Here is a 16,114-nt window from a genome sequence, read left to right as displayed (position 1 = left end):
GTCAGGCCCAACGGCAATGATCGGCAAGCACCTCGTCGATCACGTGGCGCTGCCTTTCCGCCTCGGCCTGGTTGGCGTCGTGGCCGGCGACGGTGATCAGCGCCTTCCACAGCGCCCAGCCGCGGCCGCGCGCCCAGGTAGCGTCGTCGGCGGCGATGCGGGCGCGGAAGGCCTCCCGGCTTTCGCCTTCGAAGAAGGTCCACGCGATCGCCAGGTCGCAGGATGGGTCGCCGACGCCGGACGTGCCGAAGTCGATGACGGCGTTCAGGCGGCCGTCCTCGACCAGAAGATTGCCCGAGGCGACATCGCCATGAAACCAGACCGGAGAGCCAGACCAGGTGGCGGCAAGTGCGGCTTCCCAGACGGTCGTGGCGGCTTGGGCGTCGATCCGCCGTTCAAGCGCGGCGATGGCCTGCCTCGCCTCGCCGTCATAGACGGTCAGCGGCCCGCCGCGGTGGAAATTGTGCTCGTCGGGTGCAGGCCCGTCGGTCGGATCGATGCCCCTCAATGCGACAAGGAAATCGGCGAGCGAAACGGCGAAGACGTTGAGATCGGCGATGCGGCCGCTCTTAGCCGTCTCGCCCTCGATCCAGCGATAGATCGACCAATGCCAGGGGTAGCCTTCGGCCGGTCCGCCCACGGCCAGCGGCGTCGGAATCGGCAGTGGCAGGAGGGGTGCCAGTTTCGGTAGCCAGCGCTGCTCCTTCTCGACCTGCAGCGAATAGGCGGCCGCGCTCGGCAGTCGGACCGTCATCTCGTCACCAAGATGAAAAGTGCGGTTGTCCCAGCCGCCGAAAGCGACCGGGCTGACCGGCAGGCCCCGCCATCGCGGAAACTGCGTGTCGACCAGCCGTCGCACGAGACCGGTATCGATCGTGATCTTTGGATTATGCATGTCGCAGACCCTTACGGACCTTCTAAGCGACAAGCATCAATGGGGAAACTCCAGTCCCATCTCGCGGTAGCGCTCGGGATCGTCGCCCCAGTTTTCGCGCACCTTCACGAACAGGAAGAGGTGCACCTTCTGCTCCAGGATTTCGGCGATCTCGGTGCGCGCGGCCTGGCCGATGGCGCGGATCGTTTCGCCCTTGTGGCCGAGCACGATCTTCTTCTGGCTGTCGCGCTCGACATAGATGACCTGCTCGATGCGCACCGAGCCGTCCTTCTTCTCTTCCCATTTCTCGGTCTCGATATGCGAGGAATAGGGAAGCTCCTGGTGCAGCCGCAGATAAAGCTTTTCGCGGGTGATTTCCGCCGCAAGCTGGCGCATCGGCAGGTCGGAAATCTGGTCTTCCGGGTAATACCAAGGGCCAGCGGGCAACGTCTCGGCGAGATAGTCGAGCAGGTCCTTGCAGCCGGAGCCGGTGAGCGCTGAGACCATGAAGGTGCGCTTGAACGGCACGCGCTCGTTCGCGGTCGCGGCCAGCGCGAGAAGCGTCTCTGGCTTGACGCGGTCGACCTTGTTGAGGACGAGCAGCATCGGCTGGCGGACGTCCTTCAGCCGGTCGAGGATGGCGTCTGCATCGCCCTTGATGCCGCGCTCGGCGTCGATCAGAAGCACTACGACATCGGCATCCTTGGCGCCGCCCCAGGCGGTGGTCACCATCGCGGTGTCCAGCCGCCGCTTCGGCTTGAAGATGCCGGGCGTATCGACGAACACGATCTGCGCGTTGTCATGCGTGGCGATGCCGCGCACGATGGCGCGGGTGGTCTGCACCTTATGGGTGACGATCGACACCTTGGCGCCGACCAGTTGGTTGACCAGCGTCGACTTGCCGGCGTTGGGCGCGCCGATCAGCGCGACGAAGCCGGAGCGCGTCGGGGGAACTTCAGGGGTTTCATTTTCTGTCATGCCGCGCTCCATACGCCTTCGCGCAGCAAAAGAGTAGCCGCGGCGGCCTGCTCCGCCTCGCGCTTGGAGCGGCCGCTGCCGGTCGCCGGAGCAAATGAGCCGACCTTGACGCTGACGGTGAACAGCGGGTCGTGGTCCGGTCCCTCGCGGCCGTCGACCCGGTAAGCCGGCACGGCGCCGGCGGCTGCCTGGTGCGCCCATTCCTGCAATTCGGTCTTGGCGTCGCGCCGCGCCGCGCCGATCGCCTGCGAGCGCGGCTGCCAATAGCGATGGATGAACGCGCGGGCAGCCTCGAGGCCACCATCCAGGTAAAGGACCGCAATCAGCGATTCCAGCGCGTCGGCGCGCAGATTGGTGCGCTTGCGCCCGTCGAGATTGCGCACATCGGAGCCGGCGCGGATCAGCTCTGGCAAGCCGATCTCCTCGGCGATGTCGGAGAGCGCCTCGGCATTGACCAGCGCGTTGAGACGCAGCGACAGCTCGCCCTCGGCTGCATCTGGAAAGGCTGCAAGCAGCATGTCGGCGACGACAAGGCCGAGAACGCGGTCGCCCAGGAACTCGAAGCGTTCGTAGTCGACGCCGGCATGGGTCGAACGCGCGCTGGCATGGGTCAGCGCGCGCTGCAGACGCTGGCGATCGGCGAAGGCATGGCCGGTGCGCGGGGCAAGAGCCTCGGCGAGGGCATCGGCGGTCAAACGCTTGCTGGCCGCCATCGCTCTAGTGGACGAAATGGAACAGGCGATCGGCACGCATCAGCGACGGCCACTTCCAGATCTCGAGCGGGCTCGCCTTGCCGGCGATCGAGAAGAAGATGAGATTGGCGCGGCCGACCAGGTTTTCGGCAGGAACAAAGCCGACGGTGAAGCGGCTGTCGGAGGAGTTGTCGCGGTTGTCGCCCATCATGAAATAGTGGCCGGGCGGCACGGTCCATTCGCGGGTGTTGTCGCCGATCGAATTCGGCGTCAGGTCGAGCGTGTCGTAGCTGACACCATTCGGCAGCGTCTCGTGATAGACGTCGACGGGCTGAGGCACTTCGGTGATGTCGGGATTTTCGATCTGGCCGGTCTTCACGCGCGGCACGCCGACGTCGTTGATGAAGAGCTGGCCGTCCTTCATCTGGATCTTGTCGCCGGGCAGGCCGACGACGCGCTTGATGTAGTCGACCGATGGGTCCGGCGGGAACTTGAACACCACCACGTCGCCGCGCTTGGGCTCCGAGCCCCAGATGCGGCCGGAAAAGATATCGGGACCGAACGGCAGCGAATAGCGCGAATAGCCGTAGGCCCATTTGGTGACGAAGAGATAGTCGCCTTCGAGCAGAGTCGGCCGCATCGAGCCGGACGGGATGGAGAAAGGCTGGAACAGCAGCGTGCGGATGACGAGCGCGAGCAGCAGAGCCTGGATGATGACGGAAAAGGTTTCCCCGAGCCCGCCGGATTTCTTCTGCGATTTTTCAGCCACGCTCATGTCGTCCTCGATTGTGCGATGTTGGTATAGAGTCTCGGCGCGCGCTGAGCAACGTCATGCCGCTCGTGGTCAGATGGAATCAATGTGGCGCTTGTTCGGCGGGCACCGCCTCGATAAGCACAAAGGCTTGAGCAAGCGGGAAATCATCGGTGATGGTGAGATGGATCAGCGCCCGGTGGCCTTTCGGCAGTATGTTCTCCAGCCTGGCGGCGGCGCCGCCGGTCAGCGCCATGGTCGGCGCGCCGCTCGGCAGGTTGATCACGCCCATGTCGCGCCAGAACACGCCCTCGGCCATGCCGGTGCCCAGCGCCTTGGCGCAGGCCTCCTTGGCGGCGAAGCGCTTGGCGTAGGAAGCCGCGCGGGCGGCCCGCTTTTCCGACTTGGCCTGCTCGACCTCGGTGTAGATGCGCTGGACGAAGCGCTGGCCGTGCCGCTCCAGCGATTTTTCGATGCGTCTGATGTCGATGAGGTCGCTGCCGATGCCGATGATCATTCCGCCGGCACTTCCCGTCCGCCCTGCCGCGCTTTCTTCTCGGCGCGTTCGGCCATGCGCTTCTTGCGCTGCTCGCGGAACACGGTCATGCCCCAGCGCGTGACGCCGTAGAACACGAGCCCGAAGACCAGGCCGAGCGGCACCGCGCCGATTAGCATCGGCTCCAGAACCGGATGCCAGAGCTTGGCGAAGGAGAGCTTGTGCATCATTTCGCCGAGATGCTCGGGCGGCCCGTGCTTGGGCAGGCGCTCATGCAGGAGCAGCTTGCCGGTTTCCCAGGACGCGCCCCACAGCAGCGGGGAGGTCAGCGGATTGCCGAAGAACACGGCGCCGAGTGCCGCCGCGACCAGATTGCCGGCGATCATCCAGCAAAGCACGGCGGCAACCACGAAATGGGCGCCAAGCGGGAAGAAGGAGGCAAAAACACCCGCGGCGACGCCGGCGGCGACCGAATGCGGCGTCGCGTTCAGCCGCAGGATGCGCTTGGAGAAATACTGCACGGAACGCGAGAACGAGCGGCGCGGCCATAGATAAGTACGCACCCGTTCCAGGAGGCCATCAGGCTCTCGGCGTCGAAAAAGCACTCTGTTCCAGTTCCCGGTCCTACACGCGCTGCCCCTGCCCACCGGGACGCGCCACACATATCTTGCGCCTCCATGGCGCAGAAAGGCAACAAGTCTCTGATATAGAGATGGGCAAGCCGCGGAACAACGAAACGCCGCCGCGTTGGTCTGCCGCAGCCTATAACAAGAACCTCATTTCTGGCGAAACTGAGGAGAATTCCGGAGCTGGCAGCTACTTCCGGTATTCGCTGACCTCGACCAGATTGCTGTCCGGATCGCGGAAATAGACCGACATCATCGGCCCGCGCGCGCCAATGCGTTCGACCGGGCCGACTTCGACCGCCACGCCATTGGCTTGCAAGCTGGCCTGGACTTCGACGAGCGGCACCGCAGCCACCAGGCAGAAATCGCCGGAACCCGGCGTCGGCATCTTTGCCTTAGGTTCGAAAGTGCGGCCGACCTCGTGCAGGTTGATCTTCTGCGAGCCGAACAGAAGCGCGGTCGGCCGGTTCGCTTCATCCAGGCGCCGCATGCCGAGCACGCGCTGGTAGAAGTCGCAGGTCGCTTCGACCGAGCGGACCGTCAGCACGAAATGGTCGATCCCGGCGATCATTTTTGGTTTCCTTTCCTGCACGTCGTCACCCCGAAACCGCTGCGCGCCTTCTGGCGACATGTATTGATAACATTGTGGCCAGCTTCACGACACGGAATGCTTGCGAGCCAAGCTGAGCCGCGCTCTTCCGCACGTTCCCGGTCAGGCACGGGTCGCAAGATAAGAACGCAAACGCAGATCAAAGTTTCACTGGAACCGCGTAGCGGCTATTTTGGCGGTTATGGTCGCGCCGCCTTTCGTTTTCGGACCGTTTGTCTTCGCCCCCGCCCTTGGAGAGCTGCGGCGGGACGGCAAACCGATCGCGCTCGGTCAAAAAGGCGCTGCGCTCCTCGAGGCGCTGCTCAAGGCTGAGGGCGGTGTCGTCAGCAGGCAAGAATTGATGGATAGCGTGTGGCCTGGCATGGCGGTGGAGGAGGGAAACCTCTCCGTCCAGATCGCCACCCTGCGTAAGCTGCTTGGAGTCGACCCGGACGGCCGCGAGTGGATCGCGACTGTACCGCGGATCGGCTACCGCATGCTGACTTCGAGGCGTGGCGAGGACATGGTTGCGCTTCCCGCACAGCCGGCACTTGCCGTGCTGCCCTTCGAGGGCCTTGGTGGCGATTCCGAGCCGGACTGGTTCGCCGACGGCGTGGTCGACGACATCATCACCGCGCTCAGCCGTTTCAAGAGTTTCGCGGTGATCGCCCGTAACTCCTCGTTCGTCTACAAGGGCCGGGCCGTAGACGTGCGGCAAGTGGCGAAGGAACTCGATGTCCGCTACGTCCTCCAGGGCAGCGTGCGGCGTTCGGGCGACCGGCTCAGAATCACGGCCCAATTAATCCAAGGGAGCACCGGCGCGCATCTGTGGGCGCAGAACCTCGATGGCGCCCTCGACAACGTGTTCGATTTCCAGGACAGGATCACAGAAGCGGTCGCAACCGTGGTCGGGCCGGAGATCGAATGGGCCGAGATCGAACGTTCGCGGCGGGAGCGGCCCGGAAGCATCGCCGCCTATGACGTCTATCTTCAGGCACGGGCCAAGATCCTGTCGGAATCCAAACGGGGGAATGCAGAAGCCTATGCCCTTCTGACACAGGGCCTCGCACTTGAGCCGGACAATCCCCAATTCCTGGCTCACGCAGCCTGGGCGCTAGAACACCGCATAACGATGGGCTGGCCGCCGTTCGGGCCCGACGACAGGGAAAGATGCGCAGACTTCGCCCGGCGCGGGCTGGAACATGCGGCCGGCGATGCGATAGTGATGACGCATTGCGCCATGGCGCTGCTTCAGGTCGTCAGAGACTACGACTGGGGCATGGCCGTCCTTCAATCCGCGGTTGACGCCAACCCCAACAACCTGACGGTCGTCACTTCGGCGGGCGTGGGTCATCTCCATTGCGGGAGCGTCGAGGACGCGCTTGCCTGTTTCCACCGAGCGAACCGGCTGATGCCTCGCGATCAAATTGCGCATATAGCGCTCTGCGGAATTGCCCATGCGCATGTCATTCTCGGTAACTATGAAGAAGCGCTGGCGTCGGCTTCCCGTGCGCTGGCCCGCAATCCGAACTTCGACGCCATGCTCTGGATGTTGGCCGCTGCCAGCGCCTATCTCGGGCGCATGGACGAGGCCCGCCGATTTGTCGAGGCGCTGAGCAAGCTCTCTCCAGGCGTTACGATCGCGACGATCAGAGCGGGCCAGCCTGCCATGATCCCGGAGCGGATCGGCGTCGTGCTTGAAGGGCTGCGGCTGGCCGGCCTTGAAGAGGGATAATATCTGATAGCGCACCTTTGATCGGCAAGCACTTCGCCGGAAATCCCTTGCCCCCAATGCACATTACGGCGCCGCATATTGGATACTGATCGCTGCAACATGTTTCTTGGCGGTGAGCCGGCGCGGGAATTGCTGGCGCGGGCAGCCTCGGTTTCTCATATCTTTTTAGAATTTTTTACACTCGGCCAAAGGAGCCAAACGGTCCCTCTGGCGCAAAGTGCCCCTCGTTAACTTCAGCATTGAACCGAGGGGCTCAAATGTCACCGTTGATGATCGTCTCGCTCGATCAAGGCAAGATCTACGGGCAAAAACCTTCTGTGGATGAGTTGCATCGGCGGCTCATGGCGACCGGATTGGCGCAAGGTGGCTCGTTGCTCGCTGGAGCCATGCTTGTACCCGGCCGAGCCGCTTCCCGGCTTTTCACACCATTGTCCAGGTTCCGAGAAACAGTCACCGGCTTCGCGCGCCGCTTGGAACTGGCCTCCTCAAAGGAGCGGCGGAGATGGATTGTCCGCCGGAGCGCCTCCCCGTCGGAAATTACCGGTCGCACTAAGCCAGCCCTTTCCGGCCCATTCTCTATCTGACTTTGTCCTTAGCGCGACCGGCCGATAGAGGCGGTCATGCGTCGCTGGAGGAAACGCCATGAGCCTGGTGGATGCGAACGGATTCCAGGTCGGGCTGGCGCTCGGCATGGCCTCGATGGCCTCGGTCGGACCAAACAACCTGATGATGATCCGCGAGGGCCTGCTGCGCGGACGGGCGATATTCGTGGCAAGCCTGGTATGGGGCACTTACGTCGCGCTGATCTCCGCCTCTTACCTGCTGGGCGGCTCGATCGCCGGGCTCGATCCGGCTGTCCGCACGGCCCTCTCCTGGCTTGGCCTCGCGGCAGTGGCATGGTTCGCGCTGCAGTCCTTCCGCGCCGCCTCCGCCGCCGGTGGCGTCGAGCAGCGTTCCGCACACGCCGAGAGCGGGCGCTCCTGTCTTGCCCGCGTCATGGGCGTGGTGTGGATGAACCCGCTGACCTATGTCGAGTTGCTGCTCGTGCCGGCGGCGCTCGGCCAGTCCTTCGCCGCCGGCCGCGCCAGGCTCGAATTCGTCATGGCGCTGATCCTGATGGCCGCGCTCGCCTGCTACGGCTACACGCTGGGTGGCGGCCTCATGGCTTGGCTGCTTCGAAACCGCGCTAACCTGCGCATCTTCGATCTCATCTCGGGCGTCATCCTCACCGCCGTCGCAGTGACGATGGCGGCGGGGCTCGTCAGCCGATGAATGCGCTCGCAAGCGCGGCGCAAAGCTTGGCATTATCTTCGTAGGTGACTAAACGTGCAACGCTACAGGGAGTTCATGGGAGCAATCACCCACGTCGAGTATGACGCCGGGCGCGGCGTGTTCGAAAGCGTCGTCGAAATCCATCCATTTATCATCGCCGCTGGTATGGCCGACGAAACGGCGGCCGATCCGTGGACCGACAACGCCCCGGGCGGCGAAGCAGGTTCGGCCGTACGTGGATTGGCCCCGATAGCGAGCCGCGGAGTCAGCCGCTAAACTGCCCGCCGTCACGCGAACAAACTTGAGTCAGATGTTGCGGCTTCCCGGCTTGATAGCGGGAATGGCGGCGAGTTCCGGCGGCAGGCGGTCGGCAGGATAGGCCGGCACCTCATATTCGGCGAGCGCGACCAGCGGCACGCCGACATCGGTCTTGCCGGCCGAGCGGTCGATGATGCATGCGGCCGCGACGACCTCCGCGCCGATCTCGCGCAGGCAGTCGATTGTCTCGCGGATCGACAGGCCGGTGGTGACGATGTCCTCGACGATGACGACGCGCGAGCCCTTGGCGATCTCGAAGCGGCGCAGCCTGAACTCGCCCCCTTCCCGCTCGACCCAGATGGCCGGCGCGCCGAGGTGGCGCGAGGTCTCATAGGCCGGGATCAGGCCGCCAATGGCCGGGCCGACGACATAGTCGATCTTTCCGGGCACGCTTTCCCGGATCTTCTCGGCCAGCGCCTTGCACAGGCGCTCGGTCTTGTCGGCATGCATGAAGACGCGGGCCTTCTGCAGGAAGACCGGGCTGCGCAGGCCGGACGTCAGGATGAAATGACCTTCGAGAACGGCGCCGGCCTCGCGGAAAATGCCCAGCACTTCGTCAGTGTTCATTTGGTCCCCCGTTCAATCTTCATCTAGCCATTGACGCGCCGCGCGTCGCTGACGCTCGAATTGTCCTTGAGCTGCGACAGCAGGCGGTTGAGGTGCTTCAGGTCCCAGACTTCGAGATCGATCAGCATCTCGGTGAAATCGGGCGCCGTGCGTATCATGGACAGCGTGTGGATGTTGGCGTCGTTGGACGCCACCACCTGGGCGATGTCGGCCAACGAACCAGGCGCGTTGATGGCGGTGACCGAGATGCGCGCCGGAAAACGTTCCTTGGTGCGTTCGTCAATGTCCCAGCGCACGTCGATCCAGCGCTCGGGCTGGTCGTCGAAGGCCTGCAGCGCCGGCGACTGGATCGGATAGATGGTGATGCCGGTTCCAGGCTGGATGATGCCGACGATGCGGTCGCCGGGCACGGCGCCTTCCGGCGCGAAGCGCACCGGCAGGTCGCCGCGCACGCCGCGGATCGGCACCGCGCCGTCGCGCGGCTGGTCCTTGCCCTTGCGCGCGGCCCGAGTGCCGGGCATCTGGAACAGCATGCCGGCGGCGTTGCGGATCTTCGACCAGCCTTCCTCGCGCTGCTTGGGCGGCGCGACCGTGACGCGCTCGTCCTTGTAGTCGGGGAAGACCGCTTTCATGACGTCGGTTGAGCTCAGCTCGCCGCGTCCGACGGAAGCCAGAACATCCTCGATATCCTTGCGCGCCAGCCGGTGCAGAACCGGCTTCAGGCTCTCCTTGGTGAAGGTCTTGCCGGCGCGCTCGAAGGCGCGTTCCAGGATACGGGCGCCGAGACCGGAATATTGCTTGCGGATCGCGTTCTTGGTGGCGCGGCGGATGGCGGCGCGCGCCTTGCCGGTGACCACGACCGATTCCCAGGCGGCGGGCGGCACCTGCGCCTTGGAGCGGATGATCTCGACCTCGTCGCCATTCTTCAATTCCGTCATCAGCGGCATGATGCGGCCATTGACCTTGGCGCCGACACAGGTGTCGCCGACATCGGTGTGGACGGCATAGGCGAAGTCGATCGGCGTGGCGCCGCGCGGCAGCGCGATCAGCATGCCCTTGGGCGTGAAGCAGAATACCTGGTCCTGGAACAGCTCCAGCTTGGTGTTCTCGAGGAAATCCTCCGGATTGTCGCCCTCGGCCAGTTGCTCGATGGTGCGCCTGAGCCAGGCATAAGCGTTGGTCTCCTTGGAGATCGCGTGGCCGGCGCCGTTCATCTTGCCGCCGGTGTCCTTGTAGATCGAATGGGCGGCGACGCCGTATTCGGCTATTTTGTTCATCTCCTTGGTGCGGATCTGAAGTTCGACGCGCTGGCGCGACGGGCCGACGATGGTGGTGTGGATCGAGCGGTAGTCGTTCTGCTTGGGCGTCGAGATATAGTCCTTGAAACGGCCAGGCACCATCGACCAGGTGGTGTGGATGGCGCCAAGCGCACGGTAGCAGTCGTCGACCGAATCGACGACGACGCGAAAGCCGAAGATGTCGGAGAGCTGCTCGAAGGAGAGCGCCTTGGCCTCCATCTTGCGGAACACCGACCATGGCTTCTTCTGCCGGCTCTTCACGCTCGCCTTGATGGTGTGTTTCTCGAACAGGCCGGACAGCGCCGTCTCGATCTCCTGCAGGACACCCTTGTTGCGCTCGAAAATCTCGGCAAGCCTCGCGGTGACGGCGCGATAGGCCTCCGGATTGATGTAGCGGAAGGCGATTTCCTCGAGTTCTTCGCGCATGCCCTGCATGCCCATGCGGCCGGCGAGCGGCGCATAGATGTCCATCGTCTCCTCGGCGATGCGCAGGCGCTTGGACTCGGGCATATGGTCGAGCGTGCGCATGTTGTGCAGGCGGTCGGCGAGCTTGACCAGAAGGACGCGAATATCCTCCGAGATCGCGAGCAGAAGCTTGCGCAGGTTCTCCGCCTGCTCGGCCTTCTTGGAGACGAGGTCGAGCTTCTTCAGCTTGGTAAGGCCCTCGACCAGCTTGCCCATTTCGGGGCCGAACAGCTCGTCGATCTCGGCCCTGGTCGCGGTGGTGTCCTCGATCGTGTCATGCAGCAGGGCAACGGCGATGGTCGCCTCGTCCATGTGCATCTCGGTGAGGATGGCGGCGACTTCGAGGGGATGCGAGAAATAGGGATCGCCCGAAGCGCGCTTCTGGTGGCCATGCTTCTGCATGGCATAGACATAGGCCTTGTTGAGCAGTGCCTCATTGACGTCAGGCTTGTAGCGCTGGACGCGCTCGACAAGCTCATACTGACGCATCATGGGCGGGATCTCGCGGTGCTGAAATGATTGATGCGCCGCACTGGCGTACGACGCATCTCATAGATAGCCACGAAACCTAAGATACGGAAGTCCTGGATGGTTGATCCAACCCGGACAAAAGCTCTTAGTAATCGTCGCTCTTTTCCGGCGGCACCAGGCCTTCGATGCCGGCGAGCAGGTCTTCCTCGCTCATGCGGTCGAAAGCGATGTTCTCCTCGGCATCGTCGGCGTCGGCCGCGACCGCGGTCGCGCCGGTCTGGTCGGTGATCGCCTCGCCCTCGGCTTCCGGCTCATCGACCTCGACATGCTTCTGCAGCGAGTGGATCAGGTCTTCCTTGAGGTCGTCAGGCGACAGCGTCTCGTCGGCGATCTCGCGCAGCGCGATGACTGGGTTCTTGTCATTGTCGCGCGGAACGGTGATCTGCGCGCCCTGGCTGATCTGGCGGGCGCGATGGCCGGCGAGCAGCACGAGTTCAAAACGGTTGTCGACCTTGTCGATGCAATCTTCAACGGTTACGCGGGCCATGGACTGCCCCTTTCATGCGATGGATTTGATGGAAAGCTGGCGCGCTCCATAACGCGGGCGCGGCCGAAATACAAGCTTTTTGGCGGCGGCGCCAGCTTATGGGCCGTTGCCCGGCTCATCATCGCGCCACGCCATGATGCGGCTCACATAGTCGCGATCACAATTGCTTGCAATGTGGGCCGTGCCCTTGGATATCCATAAATTGCGCGTTATCTCGGATATGACGGGTAGCAAGCGCATTTGTGGACCTGCCCGTCGACGCTTTTAAGACGACAGAAATTTTTGAAAGGGATGTTTTTCAATGTTCGATCCCCGTGAAAAGATCGCTCTTTTCATCGACGGCGCCAATCTCTACGCCACGTCCCGCGCGCTGGGCTTCGACATCGACTACCGCAAGCTCCTGTCGAGTTTCCAGAAGCGCGGGTATCTCTTACGCGCTTATTATTACACCGCGCTGGTCGAGGACCAGGAATATTCCTCGATCCGGCCGCTGATCGACTGGCTTGATTATAACGGTTTCAAGGTGGTGACCAAGCCCGCCAAGGAATTCACCGACTCGACCGGCCGCCGCAAGATCAAGGGCAACATGGACATCGAGCTGACCGTCGATGCGCTGGAGCTTGCCGACGTCGTCGACCACTATGTCATCTTCTCCGGCGACGGCGACTTCCGCACGCTGGTCGAGGCGCTGCAGCGGCGCGGACGCAAGGTGTCGATCATTTCGACCATGGCCTCGCAGCCGCCGATGATTTCCGACGATCTGCGCCGCCAGGCCGACCACTTCATCGACCTGATGACGCTGAAGAGCGACGTCGGCCGCGATCCGTCCGAGCGGCCGGTGCGCCGGCCGGAACCCGCCGAAGTCGACGAGGACGATTATTGACGGGCGGCGGCCTTGACCGCCACAACCTCCCCCGAACCCAGCCGCGACTGCCCGCTTTGCCCGCGGCTGCATGATTTCATCGCCGCCTGGCGCGAGCGCGAGCCGGGCTGGTTCAATGCGCCGGTGCCGACCTTCCTGCCGCCCGAGGGTGAAGCCTCGGTCCGGCTGCTGATCGTTGGGCTTGCGCCCGGTTTGCGCGGCGCCAACCGGACGGGGCGCCCCTTCACCGGCGACTATGCCGGCGACCTGCTCTACGGCACGATGATCGCGCAGGGCCTGGCGCGCGGCGAGTTCAAGGCGCGGCCGGATGACGGGCTTGAGTTGGTCGGCACGGCCATCACCAATGCGGTGCGCTGCGTGCCGCCGGAGAACAAGCCGGTCGGCGCCGAGATCGCCACCTGCCGGACTTTTCTGAAGCCCACCATCGCGCGCTTTCCCAATCTGCGCGCCATTCTGACGCTGGGTTCAATCGCGCACCAGTCGACGGTGCGGGCGCTGGGCGAGCGCGTCGCGGCCATTCCGTTCCGCCACGGCGGAAAGCAGGAGGCCGGCGGCATCACGCTGTTCTCCAGCTATCACTGCTCGCGCTACAACACCAATACGGGCGTGCTGACGGAACAGATGTTCGTCAGCGTGTTCAGCGAGATCGCAGCGTTCCTGAGGGGCTAGACCCAAATCACCTTAGGTGCGCTGCCCACCCGCTCATACCGGCAGCAGCGCATCCGGCTTCACGTCGCCGATCGAGGCGTAAGTGTGCGTCTCCTTCACGCCGGGCAGCGGCAGGATGACCCGGGTCAGGAAATCCTGATAGGCGGCCATTTCGGAGATGCGCGCCTTCACCAGATAGTCGAAGCCGCCGACGACCATATGGCATTCCAGCACCTCTGGCGCCTTGATCACCGCCTCGGCAAACCGCTCGAAAATATGCGGCGCCGTATGGTCGAGACGAACCTCGATGAAGACGAGCGTGCCACGCCCGATCTTTGCCGGATTGAGCACGGCCCTGACCGCGGTGATGTAACCCTCGCGAAACAGCCGCTTTACGCGCAGGCTGGTGCCGGTCGGCGACAGGCCGACACGCGCCGCCAGATCAAGTGTGGTGCGACGCCCGTCCTCCTGCAGCAGGCGAAGAAGATTGCGGTCGACCGCGTCGAGATCGCTGGCTTCCGGATTCACTTCAGAACGCCCCTTCTAGCGTGAATATCGCTACGATTTCCAAAAAGGAGCGTATTTCAACACAGCGAACTGAACAATAGCCTGCACTTTCATCGTGCCGGTGGTCCGCCCGGACGACATATGGGTGACAGTGTGGCAAGCGAACGAGACTCGGGAAGCACGACACTGGCGATTTTCGCCGGCCTGACCATGATCGGCATCTATGCCATCCAATTCGTCGCCGCCCGCTTCAGCCTCCGGGAGCATCTGACGGCGACGGACCTAGCCGTCTTGCGCTTTGGCGGCGCCGCGGTGGTCTTTCTGCCGATCGCCTGGCGCGGTGGCTTCGCAGGCATGAGAGCGCTTGGCTGGCGACGAGCCTTGGCCTTGGCAGCGCTGGCCGGATTGCCTTATCCGCTGATCATGAATTGGGGCCTGACCTATGCGCCTGCTGCCCATGCGGCGGCGCTCTGCCCCGCGTCAATCGTCTTCTTCTCGTTCCTGCTGTCGCGCATCGTCTTCCACGACGGCGCTTCGCGGCAACGGACCATCGGCGTCCTCGCGATCATCGCGGGCCTGTTCCTGTTCCTCGCGCCGGCGCGCGACGGAACAGGCAGCGTTCTCTTCGGCGACATGCTTTTCATCGGATCGGGCCTAATGTTTTCGACCTATGCCGTTCTTGTCAGGCGCTGGCGCGCCGATCCCGTCACGGCGACGGCCGCGGTGGTGCTCCTGTCCTGCCTGCCGCTGCCGGTTCTCTATCTCCTCGCGCCAAGCCAAATCCATGCAGCGGCCGTTGGGGAAATCATCGGTCAGATCGTGATCCAGGGGATTCTGGCCGGCGCGGCGGCCATGTTCCTCTATACCTACATCGTCCGGCATTTGGGGCCGCAGGCGGCATCGCTGTTCCTGCCCGGCATACCGATCGCCACGGTGGTTGTCGGCATGGCCGTACTCGGCGAAACGCCGATGACGATCCAGTTCGCAGCCATAGCCATCATGGCCGCCGGGATGGGCTTGTCAGCGATCGGAGGACGTATTGCCAGCAGACGTCTCAGTACACCAGCGCCGGGAGGATCGTGAGCCTTCGGCCGCGCGGCAAACACACTTCAAGGGCCGGCAATTGAAGGCGTCGGCGCGAACAACTCGGCCATCGTCTCGCGGCTGCCTTTGAGAACGTTGAGATCGACATCGCCTTCGATGCCGTCGACGCGGCCCATATTGTGATACTGCCAATAGATCCAGTCGTTTTCGCGCGGCCTGATCGCTAGCGAACGCAGCCAGCGCCGGCGCGCGATGATGGTTGCGGAATAGGCGTCGGCCGCCTCATCGGTCAGGTAGAAGATCGCCTGCTTGCCGAAGGCCGCCTCGACCGGGCCGAGGAAAGCGGCAAGCTCGGTGTTCAACTGCTCGGGCGACGGCCGTTGCGGGCAGTTGCCGCCGAACTCGATGTCGACCACCGGCGGCAAAAGCGGTTCGCCGCGCGGCACCACGGCAATGAAATTCTTCGCTTGGTCGGCCCCCGGCCGGCAGAAGGTGAAGAAGTGATAGGCGCCGACCGCGAGGCCGGCCGCGCGGGCTTCGCGTAGGTTCGTGGCGAACAGGGTGTCGACATGGGTGCCGCCTTCGGTGGCCTTGATGATGGCGAAGGCGACATCGTCGGCCGCGACGCGCCGCCAGTCGATCTTGCCCTGATGATGCGAGACGTCGATGCCCCGGATCGGGAATTCCTCGCGATCCGGCGAAAAGCCACGGAACCAGAAATAGGCGCCGGCCGCGACGGCACAGGCGACAACCACACTGGCCAGGCCCCAGAAAACGATCCGCTTGCCCAAGACCACCCCCCGTCCGAAATGCTTTTAGGCCTGAACCAAGAAGCTGACCGGTGGCTTTTCCGCCAGCGGCGAAAGCTCAGCCGCGCTCCTTCAGCAGTCGGCCCTTCTCGCGCGACCAGTCGCGCTGCTTTTCGGTCTCGCGCTTGTCGTGCAATTTCTTGCCGCGGGCGATCGCCAAGAGCAGCTTGGCGCGGCCGCGGTCGTTGAAATAGATCTTCAGCGGCACCAGCGTCATGCCCTCGCGCTCGACGCTTTGCGACAGCTTGGCCATCTCGCGCTTCGAGACCAGTAATTTGCGGCGCCGGCGCGGCTCGTGGTTGAAGCGATTGGCCTGCAGGTATTCCGGCAGATAGGAATTGATCAGCCAGATCTCGCCGCCCTCGGCGGAGGCGTAAGATTCCTGGATGTTGGCCTGGCCCTGGCGCAGCGACTTGACCTCGGTGCCGGTCAGCACCAAGCCGGTCTCGATCGTGTCGAGCACCTCGTAGGAGAAGCGCGCCTTGCGGTTTTCGGCGACCGTCCTGTTGTTCGGGTCGGCTTTCTTGACTTGATTCATGGCGTC

19 protein-coding genes are annotated in these 16,114 nt (G+C 63.8%); 6 read left to right on the top strand and 13 right to left on the bottom strand.

The window, feature by feature from the left end; genetic code table 11:
• Nucleotide 1: 1 nt before the first annotated feature.
• The 7 genes from EJ068_RS26105 to EJ068_RS26075 all read right to left on the bottom strand — a co-directional run bounded on the left by EJ068_RS26105 (nucleotide 2) and on the right by EJ068_RS26075 (nucleotide 4,988).
• Nucleotides 2–895 carry an aminoglycoside phosphotransferase family protein gene (locus EJ068_RS26105; RefSeq protein WP_126078311.1) on the bottom strand — a complete coding sequence of 298 codons (894 nt, stop codon included), beginning with the start codon at nucleotides 893–895 and terminating at the stop codon, nucleotides 2–4.
• A 36-nt stretch (nucleotides 896–931) separates the two neighbouring features.
• Nucleotides 932–1,864: a GTPase Era gene (era, locus tag EJ068_RS26100; protein WP_189342667.1), complete on the bottom strand. Its 933-nt coding sequence runs from the start codon at nucleotides 1,862–1,864 to the stop codon at nucleotides 932–934.
• Nucleotides 1,849–2,565, bottom strand: a complete 717-nt coding sequence (rnc, locus tag EJ068_RS26095; RefSeq protein WP_042637852.1) for a ribonuclease III — start codon at nucleotides 2,563–2,565, stop codon at nucleotides 1,849–1,851. Before rnc ends, era begins: the two co-directional genes overlap by 16 nt.
• Nucleotides 2,566–2,569: 4 nt before the next feature.
• Nucleotides 2,570–3,319, bottom strand: coding sequence for a signal peptidase I (gene lepB, locus EJ068_RS26090; protein WP_126078313.1), 750 nt, complete (start codon nucleotides 3,317–3,319; stop codon nucleotides 2,570–2,572).
• A gap of 79 nt (nucleotides 3,320–3,398) precedes the next feature.
• Nucleotides 3,399–3,812 (bottom strand): holo-ACP synthase, encoded by a 414-nt coding sequence (gene acpS, locus EJ068_RS26085; RefSeq protein ID WP_129554925.1) that lies wholly within the window; start codon nucleotides 3,810–3,812, stop codon nucleotides 3,399–3,401.
• Nucleotides 3,809–4,396: a DUF2062 domain-containing protein gene (locus tag EJ068_RS26080; RefSeq protein ID WP_126078315.1), complete on the bottom strand. Its 588-nt coding sequence runs from the start codon at nucleotides 4,394–4,396 to the stop codon at nucleotides 3,809–3,811. Before EJ068_RS26080 ends, acpS begins: the two co-directional genes overlap by 4 nt.
• A gap of 211 nt (nucleotides 4,397–4,607) precedes the next feature.
• On the bottom strand, nucleotides 4,608–4,988 hold the full coding sequence (locus tag EJ068_RS26075) for a VOC family protein (protein WP_189342387.1): 381 nt from the start codon (nucleotides 4,986–4,988) through the stop codon (nucleotides 4,608–4,610).
• 220 nt (nucleotides 4,989–5,208) lie between these two features.
• On the opposite strand from EJ068_RS26075, the gene EJ068_RS26070 reads away from it, so the two are divergent.
• The 3 genes from EJ068_RS26070 to EJ068_RS26060 all read left to right on the top strand — a co-directional run bounded on the left by EJ068_RS26070 (nucleotide 5,209) and on the right by EJ068_RS26060 (nucleotide 8,289).
• Nucleotides 5,209–6,741, top strand: a complete 1,533-nt coding sequence (locus EJ068_RS26070; RefSeq protein ID WP_127251730.1) for a winged helix-turn-helix domain-containing tetratricopeptide repeat protein — start codon at nucleotides 5,209–5,211, stop codon at nucleotides 6,739–6,741.
• A 642-nt stretch (nucleotides 6,742–7,383) separates the two neighbouring features.
• Nucleotides 7,384–8,013, top strand: a complete 630-nt coding sequence (locus tag EJ068_RS26065; RefSeq protein WP_126078317.1) for a LysE family transporter — start codon at nucleotides 7,384–7,386, stop codon at nucleotides 8,011–8,013.
• Nucleotides 8,014–8,067: 54 nt separating this feature from the next.
• Complete coding sequence (locus tag EJ068_RS26060; RefSeq protein ID WP_126078318.1) at nucleotides 8,068–8,289, top strand: hypothetical protein; 222 nt, start codon at nucleotides 8,068–8,070, stop codon at nucleotides 8,287–8,289.
• A 30-nt stretch (nucleotides 8,290–8,319) separates the two neighbouring features.
• Here EJ068_RS26060 and pyrE read toward each other — a convergent pair whose 3' ends face one another.
• The 3 genes from pyrE to rpoZ form a co-directional block, all read right to left on the bottom strand.
• Nucleotides 8,320–8,898: an orotate phosphoribosyltransferase gene (gene pyrE / locus EJ068_RS26055; RefSeq protein WP_126078319.1), complete on the bottom strand. Its 579-nt coding sequence runs from the start codon at nucleotides 8,896–8,898 to the stop codon at nucleotides 8,320–8,322.
• 23 nt (nucleotides 8,899–8,921) lie between these two features.
• On the bottom strand, nucleotides 8,922–11,153 hold the full coding sequence (locus tag EJ068_RS26050) for a bifunctional (p)ppGpp synthetase/guanosine-3',5'-bis(diphosphate) 3'-pyrophosphohydrolase (protein WP_126078320.1): 2,232 nt from the start codon (nucleotides 11,151–11,153) through the stop codon (nucleotides 8,922–8,924).
• A 124-nt stretch (nucleotides 11,154–11,277) separates the two neighbouring features.
• Complete coding sequence (gene rpoZ, locus EJ068_RS26045) at nucleotides 11,278–11,679, bottom strand: DNA-directed RNA polymerase subunit omega (protein ID WP_042637845.1); 402 nt, start codon at nucleotides 11,677–11,679, stop codon at nucleotides 11,278–11,280.
• A 301-nt stretch (nucleotides 11,680–11,980) separates the two neighbouring features.
• Here rpoZ and EJ068_RS26040 point away from each other — a divergent pair, with 301 nt between their 5' ends.
• Nucleotides 11,981–12,562, top strand: a complete 582-nt coding sequence (locus tag EJ068_RS26040) for an NYN domain-containing protein (RefSeq protein WP_126078321.1) — start codon at nucleotides 11,981–11,983, stop codon at nucleotides 12,560–12,562.
• A gap of 12 nt (nucleotides 12,563–12,574) precedes the next feature.
• A complete protein-coding gene (locus EJ068_RS26035; protein WP_127251722.1) occupies nucleotides 12,575–13,231 on the top strand; it encodes a uracil-DNA glycosylase in 657 nt (218 codons plus the stop codon).
• Between the two features lie 33 nt (nucleotides 13,232–13,264).
• On the opposite strand, the gene EJ068_RS26030 is transcribed toward EJ068_RS26035, so the two are convergent.
• Nucleotides 13,265–13,738: an Lrp/AsnC ligand binding domain-containing protein gene (locus EJ068_RS26030; protein ID WP_127251723.1), complete on the bottom strand. Its 474-nt coding sequence runs from the start codon at nucleotides 13,736–13,738 to the stop codon at nucleotides 13,265–13,267.
• A gap of 120 nt (nucleotides 13,739–13,858) precedes the next feature.
• On the opposite strand from EJ068_RS26030, the gene EJ068_RS26025 reads away from it, so the two are divergent.
• Nucleotides 13,859–14,800 carry a DMT family transporter gene (locus EJ068_RS26025; protein WP_281059003.1) on the top strand — a complete coding sequence of 314 codons (942 nt, stop codon included), beginning with the start codon at nucleotides 13,859–13,861 and terminating at the stop codon, nucleotides 14,798–14,800.
• Between the two features lie 26 nt (nucleotides 14,801–14,826).
• On the opposite strand, the gene EJ068_RS26020 is transcribed toward EJ068_RS26025, so the two are convergent.
• Together EJ068_RS26020 and smpB are read right to left on the bottom strand one after the other, a co-directional pair.
• Entirely contained in the window at nucleotides 14,827–15,552 is a 726-nt protein-coding gene (locus EJ068_RS26020) for a GH25 family lysozyme (protein WP_127251724.1), read from the bottom strand.
• Between the two features lie 76 nt (nucleotides 15,553–15,628).
• Nucleotides 15,629–16,108 (bottom strand): SsrA-binding protein SmpB, encoded by a 480-nt coding sequence (gene smpB, locus EJ068_RS26015; protein WP_041002108.1) that lies wholly within the window; start codon nucleotides 16,106–16,108, stop codon nucleotides 15,629–15,631.
• Nucleotides 16,109–16,114: the final 6 nt, after the last annotated feature.

The organism is Mesorhizobium sp. M2A.F.Ca.ET.043.02.1.1 (assembly GCF_003952405.1).
GTDB lineage: Bacteria > Pseudomonadota > Alphaproteobacteria > Rhizobiales > Rhizobiaceae > Mesorhizobium.
Note: the sequence above shows the minus strand (reverse complement) of the source record. Positions and strands in the feature narration are given on the sequence as shown.